Source organism: Paracoccus sp. pheM1 (assembly GCF_018499825.1).
GTDB classification, from domain to species: Bacteria; Pseudomonadota; Alphaproteobacteria; order Rhodobacterales; family Rhodobacteraceae; genus Paracoccus; species Paracoccus versutus.
This window is the reverse complement of the sequence record NZ_JAGXCX010000001.1, coordinates 1-13,575: the sequence shown is the minus strand read 5'-3', so window position 1 is coordinate 13,575 and position 13,575 is coordinate 1. Positions and strand designations below refer to the sequence as shown.

The window sequence follows — 13,575 nt, the reverse complement described above, 5'->3', positions numbered from 1 at the left end:
CCATGCCGCGACCGAAGCCCGGTCATGCAACTCGTGTGCCGTCGCGAGACCTTGCCACCCTATTTGCGCAGGAGGACTCGCTGCCTGCGCCACGGGATGGCATCGTTGAAGGGAGGGATGCGGGCCGGAAGTGTGCCTTATCAAACAAAAGGCAAGACTCTCTGAAACGCCACAAGAATTTCATGGTCGGAGCGAGAGGATTCGAACCTCCGACCCCCTGCTCCCGAAGCAGGTGCGCTACCAGGCTGCGCTACGCTCCGACCGTGAAGGGGCAGGTAGCCCCTGGGGCGGCGGAATGCAAGGGGGAATCTTGCGGGACAGCCGCAGAAAACAGCGCCAGCCCCGCGCACAGCAAGCGCGGAGATCTCGCCTGCCGGTGCCGGGCGAGTGCCGCGTCAGACCCGTGCGCGTAGCAGGCGCATCAGCGCGGTTTCCGAATGCAGGAAGCCTTTCGCGTCAGCCCCGCGCGCGCAGCAGGCGCTGCAACAGGCTCCAGCGCGGGGCCGTCACCGCCTCGGCGCCCAGGCGCGCCCGCGTCGCCGGCCGCAGGCGCGAGGCGCCCAGCCGCTCGCGCATCAGGATGTAGAGCCCCGAGGCCATGATCAGACCCGCCCCCAGCACCGTCGGCCCGTCCGGGCTTTCGCCGAACAGGAACCAGCCGTAACCCACCGCCCAGAGCATCTGCGAATATTGCATCGGCGCGACATTGGCCGCCTCGCCGGCCTGATAGGCCAGGATCAGCAGGAAACCCGCCGCCAGCCCCAAGGCCGCGATCACCCCGGTCAGCGCCAGGTCGCCCAGCTCCATCGGGCGATAGGCAAAGCCCAGCGAGGCGCCGGTCAGCAGGAAATTCCCGATCATCGGCCAAAGCAGCAGGATCACCGTGCGCTCGGACCGGCCCAGGCGTCGCACGGCGATGGCGGAAAGCGCCGTGGCCGTCGCCCCCATCAGCGCCGCCAGGTGCCCCAGCCCCAAGGGCGTCACGCCGGGACGCAGCACGACCAGCACGCCGCAAAGCCCGGCGCAGACCGCCAGCCAGCGATGCAGCCCGACCTTTTCGCCCAAGAGAGGCACCGACAGCACGGTGACGATCAGCGGCGCGGCGAAGAGGATGGAATAGACCTGCGCCAGCGGCAGCACCGAAAAGGCATAGAACCCGCCGATCCCCGAGATGACGATGCAAAGCGAGCGCAGCCCGACCCAGAACGGGTTGCGCGGCAGCAGCGTGCCATGCGTCGGGTCGCGCAGCAGCAGCACCGCCAGCGGCGGAAAGGACAGCAGCGCCGAGAAGAACAGGATCTGCAGCGCCGGATAGGTCGCGCCCAGAACCTTGATGATCACGTCATGGGTCGAATAGAGCCCCATGGCCAGCAGGGCGAGCAGCGCGCCCTTGATGTTGCCCGCCGTCATGCCCCTCCCCGACGGTTCGCAGGTTGGGCCGCGCCCGGCGATGCGGGCGCGGCCTGCCGGTCACAGCGCCGAAAGCGCCGCGACGATGTGGTCGCCCATCTCGGCGGTCGAGACCGGCTTGCCGCCTTCGGCCCCCATCAGGTCGCCGGTGCGCACGCCGTCGGCCAGCACCTTCTCGACCGCCTTTTCCAGCAGGTCGGCCTCGGCGCCCAGGCCGAAGGAATAGCGCAGGCACATGGCGAAGCTGAGGATGCAGGCGATCGGGTTGGCCTTGCCCTGCCCGGCGATGTCGGGGGCCGAGCCATGCACCGGCTCGTAAAGCGCCTTGGGCCGGCCGTTCTCCATCGGCGCGCCCAGGCTGGCCGAGGGCAGCATGCCCAGGCTGCCGGTCAGCATCGCCGCCGCATCCGACAGGATGTCGCCGAACAGGTTGTCGGTCACGATCACGTCGAACTGGCGCGGATTGCGCACCAGCTGCATGGCGCCGTTGTCGGCATACATGTGCGACAGCTCCACGTCGGGATATTCGTTGTCATGGACCCATTGCACCTCTTCGCGCCAGAGGATGCCGGATTCCATCACATTGGCCTTTTCCATCGAGCAGACGCGGTTGCCGCGCTTGCGGGCCAGTTCGAAGGCCGAGCGGGCGACGCGGCGAATCTCGCCCGAGGTATAGCGCTGGGTGTTGACGCCGACGCGGCCGCCCTCGTTGCCGGGGGTGTCGTCGGCGGAAATGCCGCGCGGCTCGCCGAAATAGACGCCCGAGGTCAGTTCGCGCACGATCAGGATGTCGAGACCCGCCACCACCTCGCGCTTGAGCGAGCTGAAATCGGCCAGCGCGTCGAAGCATTGCGCGGGCCGCAGGTTGGCGAACAGGTCCATCTCCTTGCGCAGGCGCAGCAGGCCGCGCTCGGGCTTGACCGAGAAATCCAGGTCGTCGTATTTCGGCCCGCCGACGGCGCCCAGCAGCACCGCATCGACCGCCTGCGCCTTGGCCATGGTCTCGTCCGCCAGGGGCTTGCCATGTTTGTCATAGGCCGCGCCGCCGACCAGATCCTCGCTGACGTCGAAGGACAGGCCGCGGTTCTGCTGGAACCAGCCGATGACCTTGCGCACCTCGGCCATGACCTCGGGGCCGATGCCGTCGCCGGGCAGGATCAGAAGGGAATAGGTCGTCATCGCAGGCATCCTCTTTGCTTCTGGCTGTTGGCAATCGCGTATCCTTGCGCCTGTGCTGCGTCAAGTTCACGGCGAATTGGGTTGCACGGGACCGGCGGATCGGGCGGGATGGGCGCGCGAAACCGAACGTCCAGAACAAGCAAGGGGGCAATCCATGAAAGCACTCGCGGCTCTGGCCGGCGCATTGGTCCTGGGGACCGGCGCGGCGCTGGCGGACGGGGGCATCACCGTGAAGCTTCCCGATGTCTCGGGCCTGTCCGACCCACAGGCGAAATCGCTGATCGCGGAACTGGCGAATGTGAACGTCATCACCTCGAACTGCCCCGATTACGCGATCACCGACGGGGAATGGACGCTGATCACCGGCACGGGCGATCTTCTGGCGGCGAAGCTGGGGCTGGACGCCGCGGCCTATGACCGCACCTATTACGGGCCAGCCTTCAAGCTGCTGGACGATCCGGGCGCCTGCGACCGCATCGGGCCGACGGCAAGGCCGCTGATCCAGCGGCTGGTCGGCATGGGCGGCAGCACCACGCCGCTGACGCAATCGCAGTAACGCTGGCGTCGCGCGACCGGGGCAAGGCATCGTGCCGCTCGCGCGATCGCAGCTGTGCGTCGCATCTTGCCCGCGCCCGCGCCGCGCCCTAGCCTGCGGCCATGACCGCCGAACCGACCTACAGGGGATTCGCGCTGGACGCCGAGACGGCGCTGGCGCTTTTGCAATGGCAAGCCGAGCTGGGCGCGGACGAGCCATGCCTCGACGCGCCGCTCGACCGCTATGCCGCGCCCGACCGTGCCGAACCGCCCCCTGCCCCGGCCGTCCAGGCCGCGCCGGTCGTGGCGCAGCCGCGCGACGAGGCCGAGGATCTGGTCGCCCGCGCCGAGGCCATGGCCGCCGCCGCGACCAGCCTGGCCGAACTGGCCGAGGCGCAGGAAGCCTTCGACGGCATCGAGCTGAAGAAGGGCGCGCGCAACTTCTGCTTCTGCGACGGCAATCCGGCGGCGCGGGTGATGATCATCGGCGAGGCGCCGGGCGAGGAAGAGGACCGCCAGGGCCGCCCCTTCGTCGGCCGCGCCGGCCAGCTTCTGGACCAGATGTTCGGCGCCATCGGCCTGTCGCGCAAGGCGGTGGATGCGGAACGCGCGCTCTATATCACCAACGTGCTGACCTGGCGGCCGCCCGGCAACCGTCGCCCCGAGCCGGCCGAGATCGCAATGATGCTGCCCTTCCTGGCCCGGCATGTCGAGCTGGCGCAGCCGCAACTGCTGGTGCTGATGGGCAACACGCCCTGCATCGCGGCGCTGAACCAGCAGGGCATCCTGAAGCTGCGCGGCAATTGGACGACGGCCTTCGGCCTGCCGGCGCTGCCGATGGCGCATCCGGCCTATCTGCTGCGCACGCCGCTGGCCAAGCGCGAGGCCTGGGCCGACCTGCTGTCGGTGGCGGCCCGGCTGGAGGGCTAGGCGGGACGGCTAGTCCGCCGCCTCGCGGCAGCCGCGGAACTCGACCGCGTCGTCGGGGCCGATCAGCGTCACCCGCAGCGCCTGCGGATCCAGCGGAAAGGGCTTGCCCGAGGCCGCGACGAAATCCGCCTGCGCCGCCAGCCGGCCGCCGGCTGCATGCGTTTCCGGGGCCGAGACCCAGATCTCGTCGTCGGCCAGTTCCATCGCCACCTCGTCGCCGCGGGCGCTGTCCGCCGCGGGCAGGGTGGCCGTCACCTGCATGCCGTCCTGGATCGGGGCGATGCGGCATTCGGGCTGGCGGTCCGAGGTCTCGGGCTGGCGGGCGATGGCCGCCTCGATCAGCGGATCGGGCGCCGGGCCGGGGGGGCCGGCCTGCAATTCCACCCGCACCGGCACGCAGATGTCCTGGCAGATGCCGAAATCCACCACCGCCCTGGGCTCGACCGGCGCGGCGGGGCTGGCCGGGGTGATCTCGATCGGCAGGACCAGTTCACCGTGATAGCCCAGCGTGCGCTCGCCGCCCGATTCGATCACCTCGGGGCGCGGCCAGAGCAGCCGCACCTGGGCCAGGTTGCGCGAGGCGCCCCAGTCGAAGCGCGGCGGCACGCCGGCATCGCCGGGGCTGCGCCAATAGGTCTTCCAGCCCGGCTCGAGCCGCAGGTGCAGCGCGGTCATGCGCTGGCCTTCGGCCGTGGTCCAGCCGGGCAGCAGCTCGGCAGATGCCAGTCCGGGCGGCAGATCCTGCGCCAGTGCCGGCGCGGCGGTCATGAATAGCAGGGCAAGGGTCTTCATGCTGCCGTTCTAGTCGTCCCGCCCCCTCGGGGTGAAGTCACATTAGCGGCAATCCCTTGCGAAAACAGCCGACAGGGCCGATCTTGAGGAAAAGGACGGAGCAGATCATGGACCAGTCGAGCAACCTGACCGGCAAGATGCTGATCGCCATGCCCGGCATGCGCGACCCGCGCTTCGAGCAATCCGTGATCCTGGTCTGCGCCCATTCCGAGGACGGCGCCATGGGGCTGGTGGTCAACCGCCCGCTGCCCGAGATCGGCTTTTCCGACCTGCTGGCACAGCTTGGCATCCAGGCCGGCACGAATGCGCTGGACATCCCCGTCCGCTTCGGCGGCCCGGTCGAGCCGGGGCGCGGCTTCGTGCTGCATCGCGCCCCCCGCGACATCGACCTGGGCGAGAACCGGATGCGCATCACCGACGACCTCGCCATGTCCACCACCCGCGACATCCTGGAAGATTTCGCGCGCGGCCAGGGCCCGCAGCCCGCCGTGCTGGCGCTTGGCTATGCCGGCTGGGGGCCGGGGCAGCTGGATTCGGAAATCCGCGACAACGGCTGGCTGACCTCGGAGCGCGGCGACGAGATCATCTTCGGCACCGACAATCCCGGCAAATGGCGCGCGGCGCTGAAATCGCTGGGCATCGACCCCCTGATGCTGTCACCCAGCGCGGGCCACGCCTGAACCCTAGCGCGGCGCGGCAGCACGGCGCAGCCGGTCGTTGATCGCGGCGCCCAGGCCCGCGTCCGGCACCGGCGCGACGGCGATGGGCCGCCCCTCGGCATCGGCGCGGTGCAGCAGGTCGAACAGCCGCGCCGCGGCCTCGGCCAGATCGCCCGTCTGGCTCAGCGTCATCTCGCCCGCGACGGGGCCGAAGCCGATCAGCAGCTCGCCCGGCCGCGCGTCCCCGGCGTTCAGCCGCAGGCTGGCGCGCGGCGCGTAATGGCTGGTCAGCTGCCCCGGCGAGGTCGGCGCCTCGGCATTGCCTTCGGGTCGGGCCAGCGGCTGGCCCAGCACGGATTCGATGGCCTCGGCCGCGACGCCGCCGGGGCGCAGCAGGGCGGGCCGGCCCCGGACCCAGCCGACGATGGTCGATTCCACCCCCACCGGACAGGCGCCCGCATCCAGGACCGCCGCGATGCACCCACCCAGCCCGCTTTCGGGGTCGGCGACATGCGCCGCCGTGGTCGGGCTGATCCGCCCCGAGGGATTGGCCGAGGGCGCCGCCAACGGCCCGCCAAAGGTGCGCAGCACCGCCTGCGCCGCCGGATGGGCCGGCACGCGGATCGCCACCGTATCCAGCCCCGCCGTCACCAGCGAGGCGATGCCGGCCTCGGGCCGCAGCGGCAGCACCATGGTCAACGCCCCCGGCCAGAAGGCCCGCGCCAGCGCCAGCGCGGCATCGTCGAAGACGGCGATGCGCTCGGCCGCCGCCAGGTCCGGCAGATGCACGATCAGCGGGTTGAAGCTGGGCCGTCCCTTGGCCTCGTAGATGCGGGCCACGGCGCGCGGATTGCGGGCGTCGCCGGCCAGCCCGTAGACCGTCTCGGTCGGGATGGCGACCAGTTCGCCCTGCGCCAGCAGGTCGGCGGCGGCGCGCACGCCCTGCGGGTCATGGCCAAGGATCAGCGTCTGCATTCGTTACGTCGGGTTGTGGTTGATGGACGCGGGCCGGCAAATATGATCGAAGCCCAAGGCATCAGTTACGCGCCGCAGCCGGATTTGCCAAGGCGCCAGAGGGAGAGAGTGCGGATGGCCTATCAAGCCCCGGTCGAACAGATCGCGTTCATTCTGAACCGGGTCGTGTCGTTTCCAGACCTGTCCGTCACCCAGCGCTTTGCCGAGGCGACGGCCGAGACCATGGCCGCCATCCTGACCGAGGCCGGAAAGCTGGCGACCGAGGTGATCGCCCCGGTGAACCGCGCCGGCGACCTGACCCCCGCACGGCTGGAGAACGGCAAGCTGCGCTCGTCCCCCGGCTATGCCGAGGCGTTCCGCGCCCTGGCCGAGGGCGGCTGGATCGGCATCGCCGCCGATCCCGAATACGGCGGCATGGGCCTGCCGCAGGCGCTGAACATGGCGGTGAACGAAATGCTCGCCTCGGCCTGCCTGGCCTTGCAGCTGAACCCGCTCTTGACCCAGGGCCAGATCGAGGCGCTGGAGCATCACGGCAGCGACGAGTTGAAGGCGCTCTACCTGCCGAAGCTGATCTCGGGCGAATGGTCGGGCACGATGAACCTGACCGAGCCGCAGGCGGGATCGGACGTGGGCGCGCTGACCACCCGCGCCGAACGCGCGGGCGACGGCAGCTATCGCGTCACCGGGCAGAAGATCTTCATCACCTGGGGCGACAGCGACGTGACCGAGAACGTCTGCCACCTGGTGCTGGCGCGCCTGCCCGACGGCGGGCCGGGCACCCGCGGCATCAGCCTGTTCATGGTGCCCAAGTTCATCCCGGACGAGAACGGCAAGCCGGGGGTCGCCAACGACCTGCGCGTCGTCAGCCTGGAACACAAGCTGGGCATCCACGGCAGCCCGACCTGCGTGATGAGCTTCGAGGGCGCCAAGGGCTGGCTCGTGGGCGAGGAGCACAAGGGCATGGCCGCCATGTTCACCATGATGAACGCGGCCCGGCTGGGCGTCGGCGTGCAGGGCGTGGCCCAGGCCGAGGCGGCCTTGCAGCAGGCCGTGGCCTATGCCGCCGAACGGGTGCAGGCGGGGCCGATCCTGCGCCATCCCGACGTGCGCCGGATGCTGGCGGAATCGCGGGCCGAGGTCTTTGCCGCCCGCGCCATCTGCATGGCCTGCGCGGTGGCGCTGGACATGTCGCGGGCCACCGGCCTCGACGAATGGGCGGCGCGCGCCGCCTTCCTGACGCCGATCGCCAAGGCGCATGGCACCGATGTCGGCATCCGCGTCGCCGATACCGCGGTGCAGGTGCATGGCGGCATGGGCTATGTCGAGGAAACCGGCGCCGCCCAATACCTGCGCGACGTGCGCATCACCGCGATCTACGAGGGCACCAACGGCATCCAGGCCATGGACCTGGTCGGCCGCAAGCTGGCCGATGGCGGCGCCGCGGCGATGGCGCTGCTGGACGAGATCCTGGACGGCGCCAAGGCCGCGCAATCGGCCGAGCCGGACCTGGCCAACCAGCTGTGGCAGGCCGCCGAAACCCTGCGCGAGACGACGCAGGAGCTGCTGGACCGGGACATGCCGGACCGCTTTGCCGGCGCCGTGCCCTACCTCTCCGCCTTTGCGCGGGTGCTGGGCGCGCATTACCACCTGCGCGCCGCGACCGGCGGCGGCAGCAAGGCGCTGGCGCGGCTCTACATCGCCCGCATCCTGCCGCAATTCGCCGCCGACCTGGCGGCGGCGCGCGCCGGGCTGGCCGATCTTGAGGCGCTTGACGACGCCGTGCTGCTGGGTCAAATGGCCGGGTGATACGCAGCGAGACACATAACCCCCCGGCCGAGGGCGAGGCGCATGAGATCGCCCCCGGCGTGTTCTGGTTCCAGCTGCCCCTGCCCTTCAAGCCCGATACGGTCAATGTCTATGCCTTCCGCGACGCGGATGGCTGGACGCTGGTGGACAGCGGCCTGGACACCCGCCGCACCCGCGGCATCTGGCAGGGCATCCTGCAGGGCCCGCTGGCCGGCGCGCCGGTCAGGCGGCTGATCGCCACCCATCACCACATCGACCACATGGGCCTGGCCGGCTGGTTCCAGACCCAGGGGGCCGAGCTTTGGACCTCGCGCTCGGCCTGGCTGACGGCGCGGATGGGCATCCTGGACGTGCAGGAACGCCCGACGCCGCAGGCCATCGCCTTCTGGCGCCAGGCCGGGATGCCGCCCGAGCTGCTGGAGGAACGCAGCCACGAGCGCCCCTTCAACAGCGCCGATGTCTGCGCGCCCCTGCCCCCCGGCTACCGGCGGCTGGCCGAGGGCCAGCAGGTGGCCTTCGGCGAGCGGCGCTGGACCCTGCGCATGGGCCATGGCCACGCGCCGGAACATGCCACCCTGTGGTCGCTCGACGACGACCTGGTGATTGGCGGCGACCAGCTGCTGGCGACGATCTCGCCCAACCTGGGCGTCTATCCGACCGAGCCCGAGGCCGATTCCGTCGGCGACTGGCTGGAAAGCTGCGAGCGGCTGGCCGGGTTCGCGCAGCCCGAGCAACTGGTCCTGCCCGGCCACAAGCTGCCCTATCGCGGCCTGCCGACCCGGCTGCGGCAACTGGCCGAGAACCAGCGCGCCGCGCTGGACCGGCTGCTGGACGGGCTGCGGCAACAGCCGCAAAGCACCGTCGGCTGCTTTCCGCTGCTCTATCGCCGCCAGATCGCCAAGCCGGAATTCGGCCTCGCCCTGGCCGAGGCCGTGGGCCACATCAACCACCTGCGCGCGACCGGCCGGGTGTGGCCCGTGGGCCAGACCGAATCGGGCGCGGTGCTTTGGGGGGCGTGACACGGCCGGCGCCTTGGGTTATCCCTGCCCCCGACGCATCGCATCGTTTTACGGACAGGATCATGGCCTCGCATCACGAAATCACCGAACACAAGCACGGCGAAATGGACATCCGTCACCACCAGGCAACCTTCGCAGGCTTCATCAAGGCCGCGACCTGGGTCAGCGTGCTGGCCATTGCCGTGCTGGTATTCATGGCCCTGGCCAACGCCTGATCCTGACCGGGGAAAGACCAAAGATGCAAAGGCGTGCCTTCCTTGCGCTGGCGCTGCCGGCCGCGCTTGCGGCCTGCGGCTCCGACAACAAATGGGCCAGCGACGAGTCGATCCGGCGCGCCCGCTATGTCGCGGAGGGGCCGCCCTCGATCACCCTGTTCACCGTGATCGGCATCCCCCGCGGCGAAGGCGGGCATTCCGCGGTAATGATCAACGGCAGCCAGCGGGTGATCTATGATCCCGCCGGCAGCTGGGAACACCCGGCGATCCCGGAACGGCACGACGTGCTTTACGGCATCACGCCGAACTTCAGGAACTTCTACATCGACTATCACGCGCGCTCGACCTACTGGGTGGCCGAGGACACGGTGCAGGTGCCGCTGGCCATCGCCGAGGCCGCGATCCGCTCGGTCGAGCGGCAGGGGGCCTCGAACAAGAGCTTCTGCGCCGTCAACACCGGCAAGGCGCTAAGCCGCGTGCCCGGATTCGAAGGCGCGCCCACCGGCTTTTCGCCGCTCAAGCTGCGCGAATGGTTCCTGACGCTGCCGGGCGTGACCTCGCGCCGGCACATGGACGGCGACCCGGCCAACAACCACGACGTGCTGCTGCGCCAGAAAGGCGGCGCGATCGCCGGCTATGGCCGCGACGGCCAGCTTCACGTCATGAGGTAAAGCGCCGTGTAAAGCGTGGCCATCCCGCCCAGGATGGCCGCCAGCACGTTGCGCGTCGCCACGCCCACCGCCACGGCCACCGTTGCCGCAAGCATCCGCGCCGGATCGGGCTCGCCATGCGTGGCCGCCGGCCAGACCACCAGCGGCGCCACGATGGCCGGCAGCACCCCCACCGCCGTATAGCGCAAGAGCCGCTGCGCCCAGAGCGGCATCGGCCGGCTGCCGAAGGCGCCAAGAAAGGACCAGCGCAGCCCATAGGTTCCCAGCGCCACGGTCAGGATGATCAGCCAGATCGTCACATCGCTATAGCCGGTCACAGGCGGGCTCCGTTTCTACGTTCCATCAATACCTCGACCCCGGCGCCGGCCAGCATGGCCAGCGGCGCGGCCACGAACAGCCCCAGCCCCGAGGGCAGGAAGGCAAAGGCCAGCGAGGCCACAACTGCCACCAGCGCCGCCGCGACATGGGCCGGGCTGCGCAGCATCGGCGCGATCAGCGCCAGGAAGGTGACGGGCATGGCGAAGTCCAGCGCCCAGCCCTCGGGGATGGCGTTGCCCAGCCAGACGCCCAGCAGCGTGGCCAGCAGCCAGAACGGGCAGGTGGCCAGCGCCGCGCCCAGGAAATAGCCGATGCGCTGCCCCATGCTCAGCCGCGGGTGCTTTTCATAATGCTGGATCGCCAGCGCATAGGTCTGGTCGATCAGCACATAGGAAATCCAGGCCCGGTCGCGCGGCCTGGCCCCGCCCAGCCAGGGCACCAGCGAGGCCGAATACATCGCCATGCGCAGGTTGACCGCGATGGCCGAGACGATGACCACCAGCGCCGGCGCCTGGTCGGTCAGCAGCTGGACGGCGGTGAATTGCGACGCGCCGGCCAGCACCAGCACGGTGAAGCCCAGGATCTGCGGCAGGTCCAGCCCCGCATCCGTGGCCACCACGCCAAACAGCATGCCAAAGGGCAGAAGCACCAGGATAAAGGGCAGCGCCTGCAGGAAGCCGTGGCGCAGGCATTGCGCCGGGCTGCGCAGCAGCGCGCGGCTCTGGTCGGGGGAGTGGCTGGGCTGGGCCGCAAGGCCGGCTTGCGCGGACATGGTGAAAAAGGCTCGCGATGCGGATAAGGCTGGCGGCACAATGGCCAAAACCGCCGCCCGACACAAGAACCACCATACAAGAACATGCAGGGACAGCCATGACCGGATCGCAGACCCCGCCCCGCATCCTGCGCGGCATCCCGCCCGAGCTGCGGGGCGCGGCGGCGGCGCTTTACTGGCGGCATTTCGGGGCGCAGATCCTGCCCTGGCCGGCAGGGCCGCGGCAGGGCGCGGCGCTGGTCCGCGCCGCCATGCGGCCGCAAGGCGCGCTGGTGGCGCTGTCGCCCTCGGGGCGGCTGCTGGGAATCGCCGGGCTGCGCGATGCGGGGGGCGGCTTCCTCGATCCGGGGCACGGCGGCTTCGTCGCGGTCTGGGGGCCGCTGCGCGGACGGCTGCGCCACCTGGCGACCGGGCTTTACCGGCCCGGCGCCGAGACGGCGGACCTGGTCCTGGACGGGATCGCGGTGCTGCCGCAATGGCGCGGGCGCGGCATCGCGCGGGCGCTGGTCGAGGCCGCCGCCGCCCATGCCCGCCGGCAGGGCCACCCCGCCCTGCGCGCCGAGGTCCAGGCCGGCAATCGCGCCGCGCTGGCGGCATGGCGGGCGATGGGCTTCCAGCCGCAGGACCGCCAAAGGCTGGGCTGGCCCTGGTCGGCGCCGGCCCATGTGCTGCGGCTGCCGCTTTAGCGCGCGCCCGCCCCCTCTGCCCCCTCGACCCCCTCGGCCTGGGTGCCGGCGCGGCCCAGCATGCCGGTCACCTGCGCCAGCAGGGTAAAGGCCCGGCCCGAGCGGGTCTCGGCCAGCGCGGCCAGCAATTGCGGGTCGCTGTCCTGCACCTTGCGGCTCATCAGCCGGTCGAAATGGCGCAGGAAATGATGGGCGACGTCGCGAAACACCTCGTCGCCATGCAGCATCGCCCCGGCGCTGGCCAGGGCGGCCTCGTCGCGAATCACCGCCAGGTCGGCCACGGCCTCGCCGCGCGCGCCCTCGGCAAAGCGGCGCCACAGGACGGGATCGGCCTCGGGGACGGCCAGCTCGTCCATGTAGACGCCCTGCCCCGCCAACAGCGTGACCACGTCCTGCGCCGCCCGGATCAGCCGGGCCATGCCCGGATCGGCCAGCGCCAGCCGCAGGCAGCGAATCGCCTCGCGATCCTCGGGACCGTCGGGAAAGTTCAGCGCATGGAACAGCTCGGCCGGCGTCAGCTGGGCCGCGGGCGGCGAATCCAGCTCCAGGCTGGCCTGCCGCGCATCCGCGGCAGAGGGCCGCGGCGCGGGCGGCACCATGCCGCGCCGCGCGGCCGGCGCGGAAACGGGGGCGGAGGACGACGCGGCCGCGCGCGGGTCGGCCATGGGTTCGCCGGCCATGCCCTGGTCCTGCATCCGGGCCAGCATGGCGCGCAGCTCCTCGGCCTCCTGGCGCAGGAGCAGCAGGCTGCGCGCCGACCAGACCGCCAGCCAGACCAGCGCCAAGGGCAGGATCACGCCCACCAGCCAGACCAGCCAGCCCGCCGCGCCCTGCCCTTCGGCCTCCGGGCCGAAAAGCGCAAACAGCCCGACCAGCGCCAGCCAGGCCAGGCTGACCCCCGCGCCGATCGCCAGCACGCGGTTGCGGGCCTGTTCGACGGCCAGCCTGCGCAGCGGATCAAGCGAGTCCATGCGCCCGGCCCCTTCCTTCAGACATAGCGGATCGAGATGATCTCATAGGATTTCCCGCCCCCCGGCGTCACCACCTCGACGCTGTCGCCCTCGTCCTTGCCGATCAGGGCGCGGGCCAGGGGCGAGCGGATGTTCAGAAGCCCGCGCTCCAGGTCCGCCTCGGCCTCGCCGACGATCTGGTAGGTGCGCTCTTCCTCGGAATCCTCGTCGAGCAGGGTGACGGTGGCGCCGAACTTGATCGAGCCGTTCAGCCGGCTCGGGTCGATGACCTCGGCCCGCGAAAGGATCATCTCCAGTTCCTTGATGCGGCCCTCGACGAAGCTCTGCTTTTCGCGGGCGGCGTGATATTCGGCATTTTCCGACAGGTCGCCATGCTCGCGCGCCTCGGCGATGGCGCGGATCACCGCCGGGCGCTGGACCGAGCGCAGCTCGCGCAGTTCCTCGTCCAGCTGGTCGTAGCCCGCGCGGGTCATCGGTATCTTTTCCATTCCAGTCCTTCCGGTCGCAACGGTGCGACGCCAGTCAACGCGAAACAAGCTGTTGGAACGCCCCCGGCCATCGGCCGGGGGCGCCCGCTGAAAATCCGAGGGGCATCGTGGCGCGATCCCGTCCCTGTTTCAAGTCCCGGCGGATGCGAT

Annotated in this window: 16 protein-coding genes and 1 tRNA gene; 8 read left to right on the top strand and 9 right to left on the bottom strand. The window is 70.6% G+C overall.

Annotated elements, in window-relative coordinates; translation table 11 throughout:
* Positions 1 to 183: 183 nt before the first annotated feature.
* From KF941_RS00085 to leuB, 3 genes are all read right to left on the bottom strand, one after another.
* Positions 184 to 260 (bottom strand) — tRNA-Pro (locus tag KF941_RS00085).
* 196 nt (positions 261 to 456) lie between these two features.
* On the bottom strand, positions 457 to 1,410 hold the full coding sequence (locus tag KF941_RS00080) for a DMT family transporter (RefSeq protein ID WP_072461696.1): 954 nt from the start codon (positions 1,408 to 1,410) through the stop codon (positions 457 to 459).
* 60 nt (positions 1,411 to 1,470) lie between these two features.
* Positions 1,471 to 2,589 (bottom strand): 3-isopropylmalate dehydrogenase, encoded by a 1,119-nt coding sequence (gene leuB, locus KF941_RS00075; protein ID WP_036759322.1) that lies wholly within the window; start codon positions 2,587 to 2,589, stop codon positions 1,471 to 1,473.
* Between the two features lie 154 nt (positions 2,590 to 2,743).
* Between leuB and KF941_RS00070 the strand changes: the two genes are divergently transcribed.
* Positions 2,744 to 3,145, top strand: a complete 402-nt coding sequence (locus KF941_RS00070; RefSeq protein WP_214272232.1) for a hypothetical protein — start codon at positions 2,744 to 2,746, stop codon at positions 3,143 to 3,145.
* Between the two features lie 101 nt (positions 3,146 to 3,246).
* Complete coding sequence (locus tag KF941_RS00065) at positions 3,247 to 4,053, top strand: uracil-DNA glycosylase (RefSeq protein ID WP_114537287.1); 807 nt, start codon at positions 3,247 to 3,249, stop codon at positions 4,051 to 4,053.
* Between the two features lie 9 nt (positions 4,054 to 4,062).
* On the opposite strand, the gene KF941_RS00060 is transcribed toward KF941_RS00065, so the two are convergent.
* Positions 4,063 to 4,845: a protein-disulfide reductase DsbD domain-containing protein gene (locus tag KF941_RS00060; RefSeq protein WP_036759325.1), complete on the bottom strand. Its 783-nt coding sequence runs from the start codon at positions 4,843 to 4,845 to the stop codon at positions 4,063 to 4,065.
* 107 nt (positions 4,846 to 4,952) lie between these two features.
* Here KF941_RS00060 and KF941_RS00055 point away from each other — a divergent pair, with 107 nt between their 5' ends.
* Positions 4,953 to 5,525 carry a YqgE/AlgH family protein gene (locus KF941_RS00055; RefSeq protein ID WP_036759328.1) on the top strand — a complete coding sequence of 191 codons (573 nt, stop codon included), beginning with the start codon at positions 4,953 to 4,955 and terminating at the stop codon, positions 5,523 to 5,525.
* Between the two features lie 3 nt (positions 5,526 to 5,528).
* Here KF941_RS00055 and KF941_RS00050 read toward each other — a convergent pair whose 3' ends face one another.
* Positions 5,529 to 6,479 carry an L-threonylcarbamoyladenylate synthase gene (locus KF941_RS00050; protein WP_214272231.1) on the bottom strand — a complete coding sequence of 317 codons (951 nt, stop codon included), beginning with the start codon at positions 6,477 to 6,479 and terminating at the stop codon, positions 5,529 to 5,531.
* A gap of 114 nt (positions 6,480 to 6,593) precedes the next feature.
* Here KF941_RS00050 and KF941_RS00045 point away from each other — a divergent pair, with 114 nt between their 5' ends.
* From KF941_RS00045 to KF941_RS00030, 4 genes are all read left to right on the top strand, one after another.
* The gene (locus KF941_RS00045) at positions 6,594 to 8,285 is read left to right on the top strand and encodes an acyl-CoA dehydrogenase (protein ID WP_114537285.1); all 1,692 of its coding nucleotides are present in this window, start codon (positions 6,594 to 6,596) and stop codon (positions 8,283 to 8,285) included.
* On the top strand, positions 8,282 to 9,304 hold the full coding sequence (locus tag KF941_RS00040) for an MBL fold metallo-hydrolase (RefSeq protein WP_036759335.1): 1,023 nt from the start codon (positions 8,282 to 8,284) through the stop codon (positions 9,302 to 9,304). The genes KF941_RS00045 and KF941_RS00040 overlap by 4 nt, the downstream gene beginning before the upstream one ends.
* Positions 9,305 to 9,366: 62 nt before the next feature.
* Positions 9,367 to 9,519, top strand: coding sequence for an aa3-type cytochrome c oxidase subunit IV (locus tag KF941_RS00035; RefSeq protein WP_024845773.1), 153 nt, complete (start codon positions 9,367 to 9,369; stop codon positions 9,517 to 9,519).
* Positions 9,520 to 9,542: 23 nt separating this feature from the next.
* On the top strand, positions 9,543 to 10,190 hold the full coding sequence (locus KF941_RS00030) for a hypothetical protein (protein ID WP_052096194.1): 648 nt from the start codon (positions 9,543 to 9,545) through the stop codon (positions 10,188 to 10,190).
* Here KF941_RS00030 and KF941_RS00025 read toward each other — a convergent pair.
* Together KF941_RS00025 and KF941_RS00020 are read right to left on the bottom strand one after the other, a co-directional pair.
* Positions 10,175 to 10,507: an AzlD domain-containing protein gene (locus KF941_RS00025; RefSeq protein ID WP_072461693.1), complete on the bottom strand. Its 333-nt coding sequence runs from the start codon at positions 10,505 to 10,507 to the stop codon at positions 10,175 to 10,177. The two genes, KF941_RS00030 and KF941_RS00025, sit on opposite strands and share 16 nt — an antisense overlap.
* Positions 10,504 to 11,280, bottom strand: coding sequence for an AzlC family ABC transporter permease (locus KF941_RS00020; protein WP_083539059.1), 777 nt, complete (start codon positions 11,278 to 11,280; stop codon positions 10,504 to 10,506). Before KF941_RS00020 ends, KF941_RS00025 begins: the two co-directional genes overlap by 4 nt.
* 98 nt (positions 11,281 to 11,378) lie before the next feature.
* On the opposite strand from KF941_RS00020, the gene KF941_RS00015 reads away from it, so the two are divergent.
* Complete coding sequence (locus KF941_RS00015; protein WP_214272230.1) at positions 11,379 to 11,966, top strand: GNAT family N-acetyltransferase; 588 nt, start codon at positions 11,379 to 11,381, stop codon at positions 11,964 to 11,966.
* Here the strand turns inward: KF941_RS00015 and KF941_RS00010 are convergent.
* A complete protein-coding gene (locus tag KF941_RS00010; RefSeq protein WP_214272229.1) occupies positions 11,963 to 12,937 on the bottom strand; it encodes a hypothetical protein in 975 nt (324 codons plus the stop codon). The genes KF941_RS00015 and KF941_RS00010 overlap by 4 nt on opposite strands.
* A gap of 17 nt (positions 12,938 to 12,954) precedes the next feature.
* Positions 12,955 to 13,425, bottom strand: a complete 471-nt coding sequence (greA, locus tag KF941_RS00005) for a transcription elongation factor GreA (RefSeq protein WP_024845767.1) — start codon at positions 13,423 to 13,425, stop codon at positions 12,955 to 12,957.
* Between the last annotated feature and the right edge of the window lie 150 nt (positions 13,426 to 13,575).

Coding starts and splice junctions, on each gene's coding strand:
- KF941_RS00080 (WP_072461696.1), bottom strand. CDS start 1,410: ATGACGGCGGGCAACATCAAGGGCGCGCTGCTCGCCCTGCTGGCCATG.
- leuB (WP_036759322.1), bottom strand. CDS start 2,589: ATGACGACCTATTCCCTTCTGATCCTGCCCGGCGACGGCATCGGCCCC.
- KF941_RS00070 (WP_214272232.1), top strand. CDS start 2,744: ATGAAAGCACTCGCGGCTCTGGCCGGCGCATTGGTCCTGGGGACCGGC.
- KF941_RS00065 (WP_114537287.1), top strand. CDS start 3,247: ATGACCGCCGAACCGACCTACAGGGGATTCGCGCTGGACGCCGAGACG.
- KF941_RS00060 (WP_036759325.1), bottom strand. CDS start 4,845: ATGAAGACCCTTGCCCTGCTATTCATGACCGCCGCGCCGGCACTGGCG.
- KF941_RS00055 (WP_036759328.1), top strand. CDS start 4,953: ATGGACCAGTCGAGCAACCTGACCGGCAAGATGCTGATCGCCATGCCC.
- KF941_RS00050 (WP_214272231.1), bottom strand. CDS start 6,479: ATGCAGACGCTGATCCTTGGCCATGACCCGCAGGGCGTGCGCGCCGCC.
- KF941_RS00045 (WP_114537285.1), top strand. CDS start 6,594: ATGGCCTATCAAGCCCCGGTCGAACAGATCGCGTTCATTCTGAACCGG.
- KF941_RS00035 (WP_024845773.1), top strand. CDS start 9,367: ATGGCCTCGCATCACGAAATCACCGAACACAAGCACGGCGAAATGGAC.
- KF941_RS00030 (WP_052096194.1), top strand. CDS start 9,543: ATGCAAAGGCGTGCCTTCCTTGCGCTGGCGCTGCCGGCCGCGCTTGCG.
- KF941_RS00020 (WP_083539059.1), bottom strand. CDS start 11,280: ATGTCCGCGCAAGCCGGCCTTGCGGCCCAGCCCAGCCACTCCCCCGAC.
- KF941_RS00015 (WP_214272230.1), top strand. CDS start 11,379: ATGACCGGATCGCAGACCCCGCCCCGCATCCTGCGCGGCATCCCGCCC.
- KF941_RS00010 (WP_214272229.1), bottom strand. CDS start 12,937: ATGGACTCGCTTGATCCGCTGCGCAGGCTGGCCGTCGAACAGGCCCGC.
- greA (WP_024845767.1), bottom strand. CDS start 13,425: ATGGAAAAGATACCGATGACCCGCGCGGGCTACGACCAGCTGGACGAG.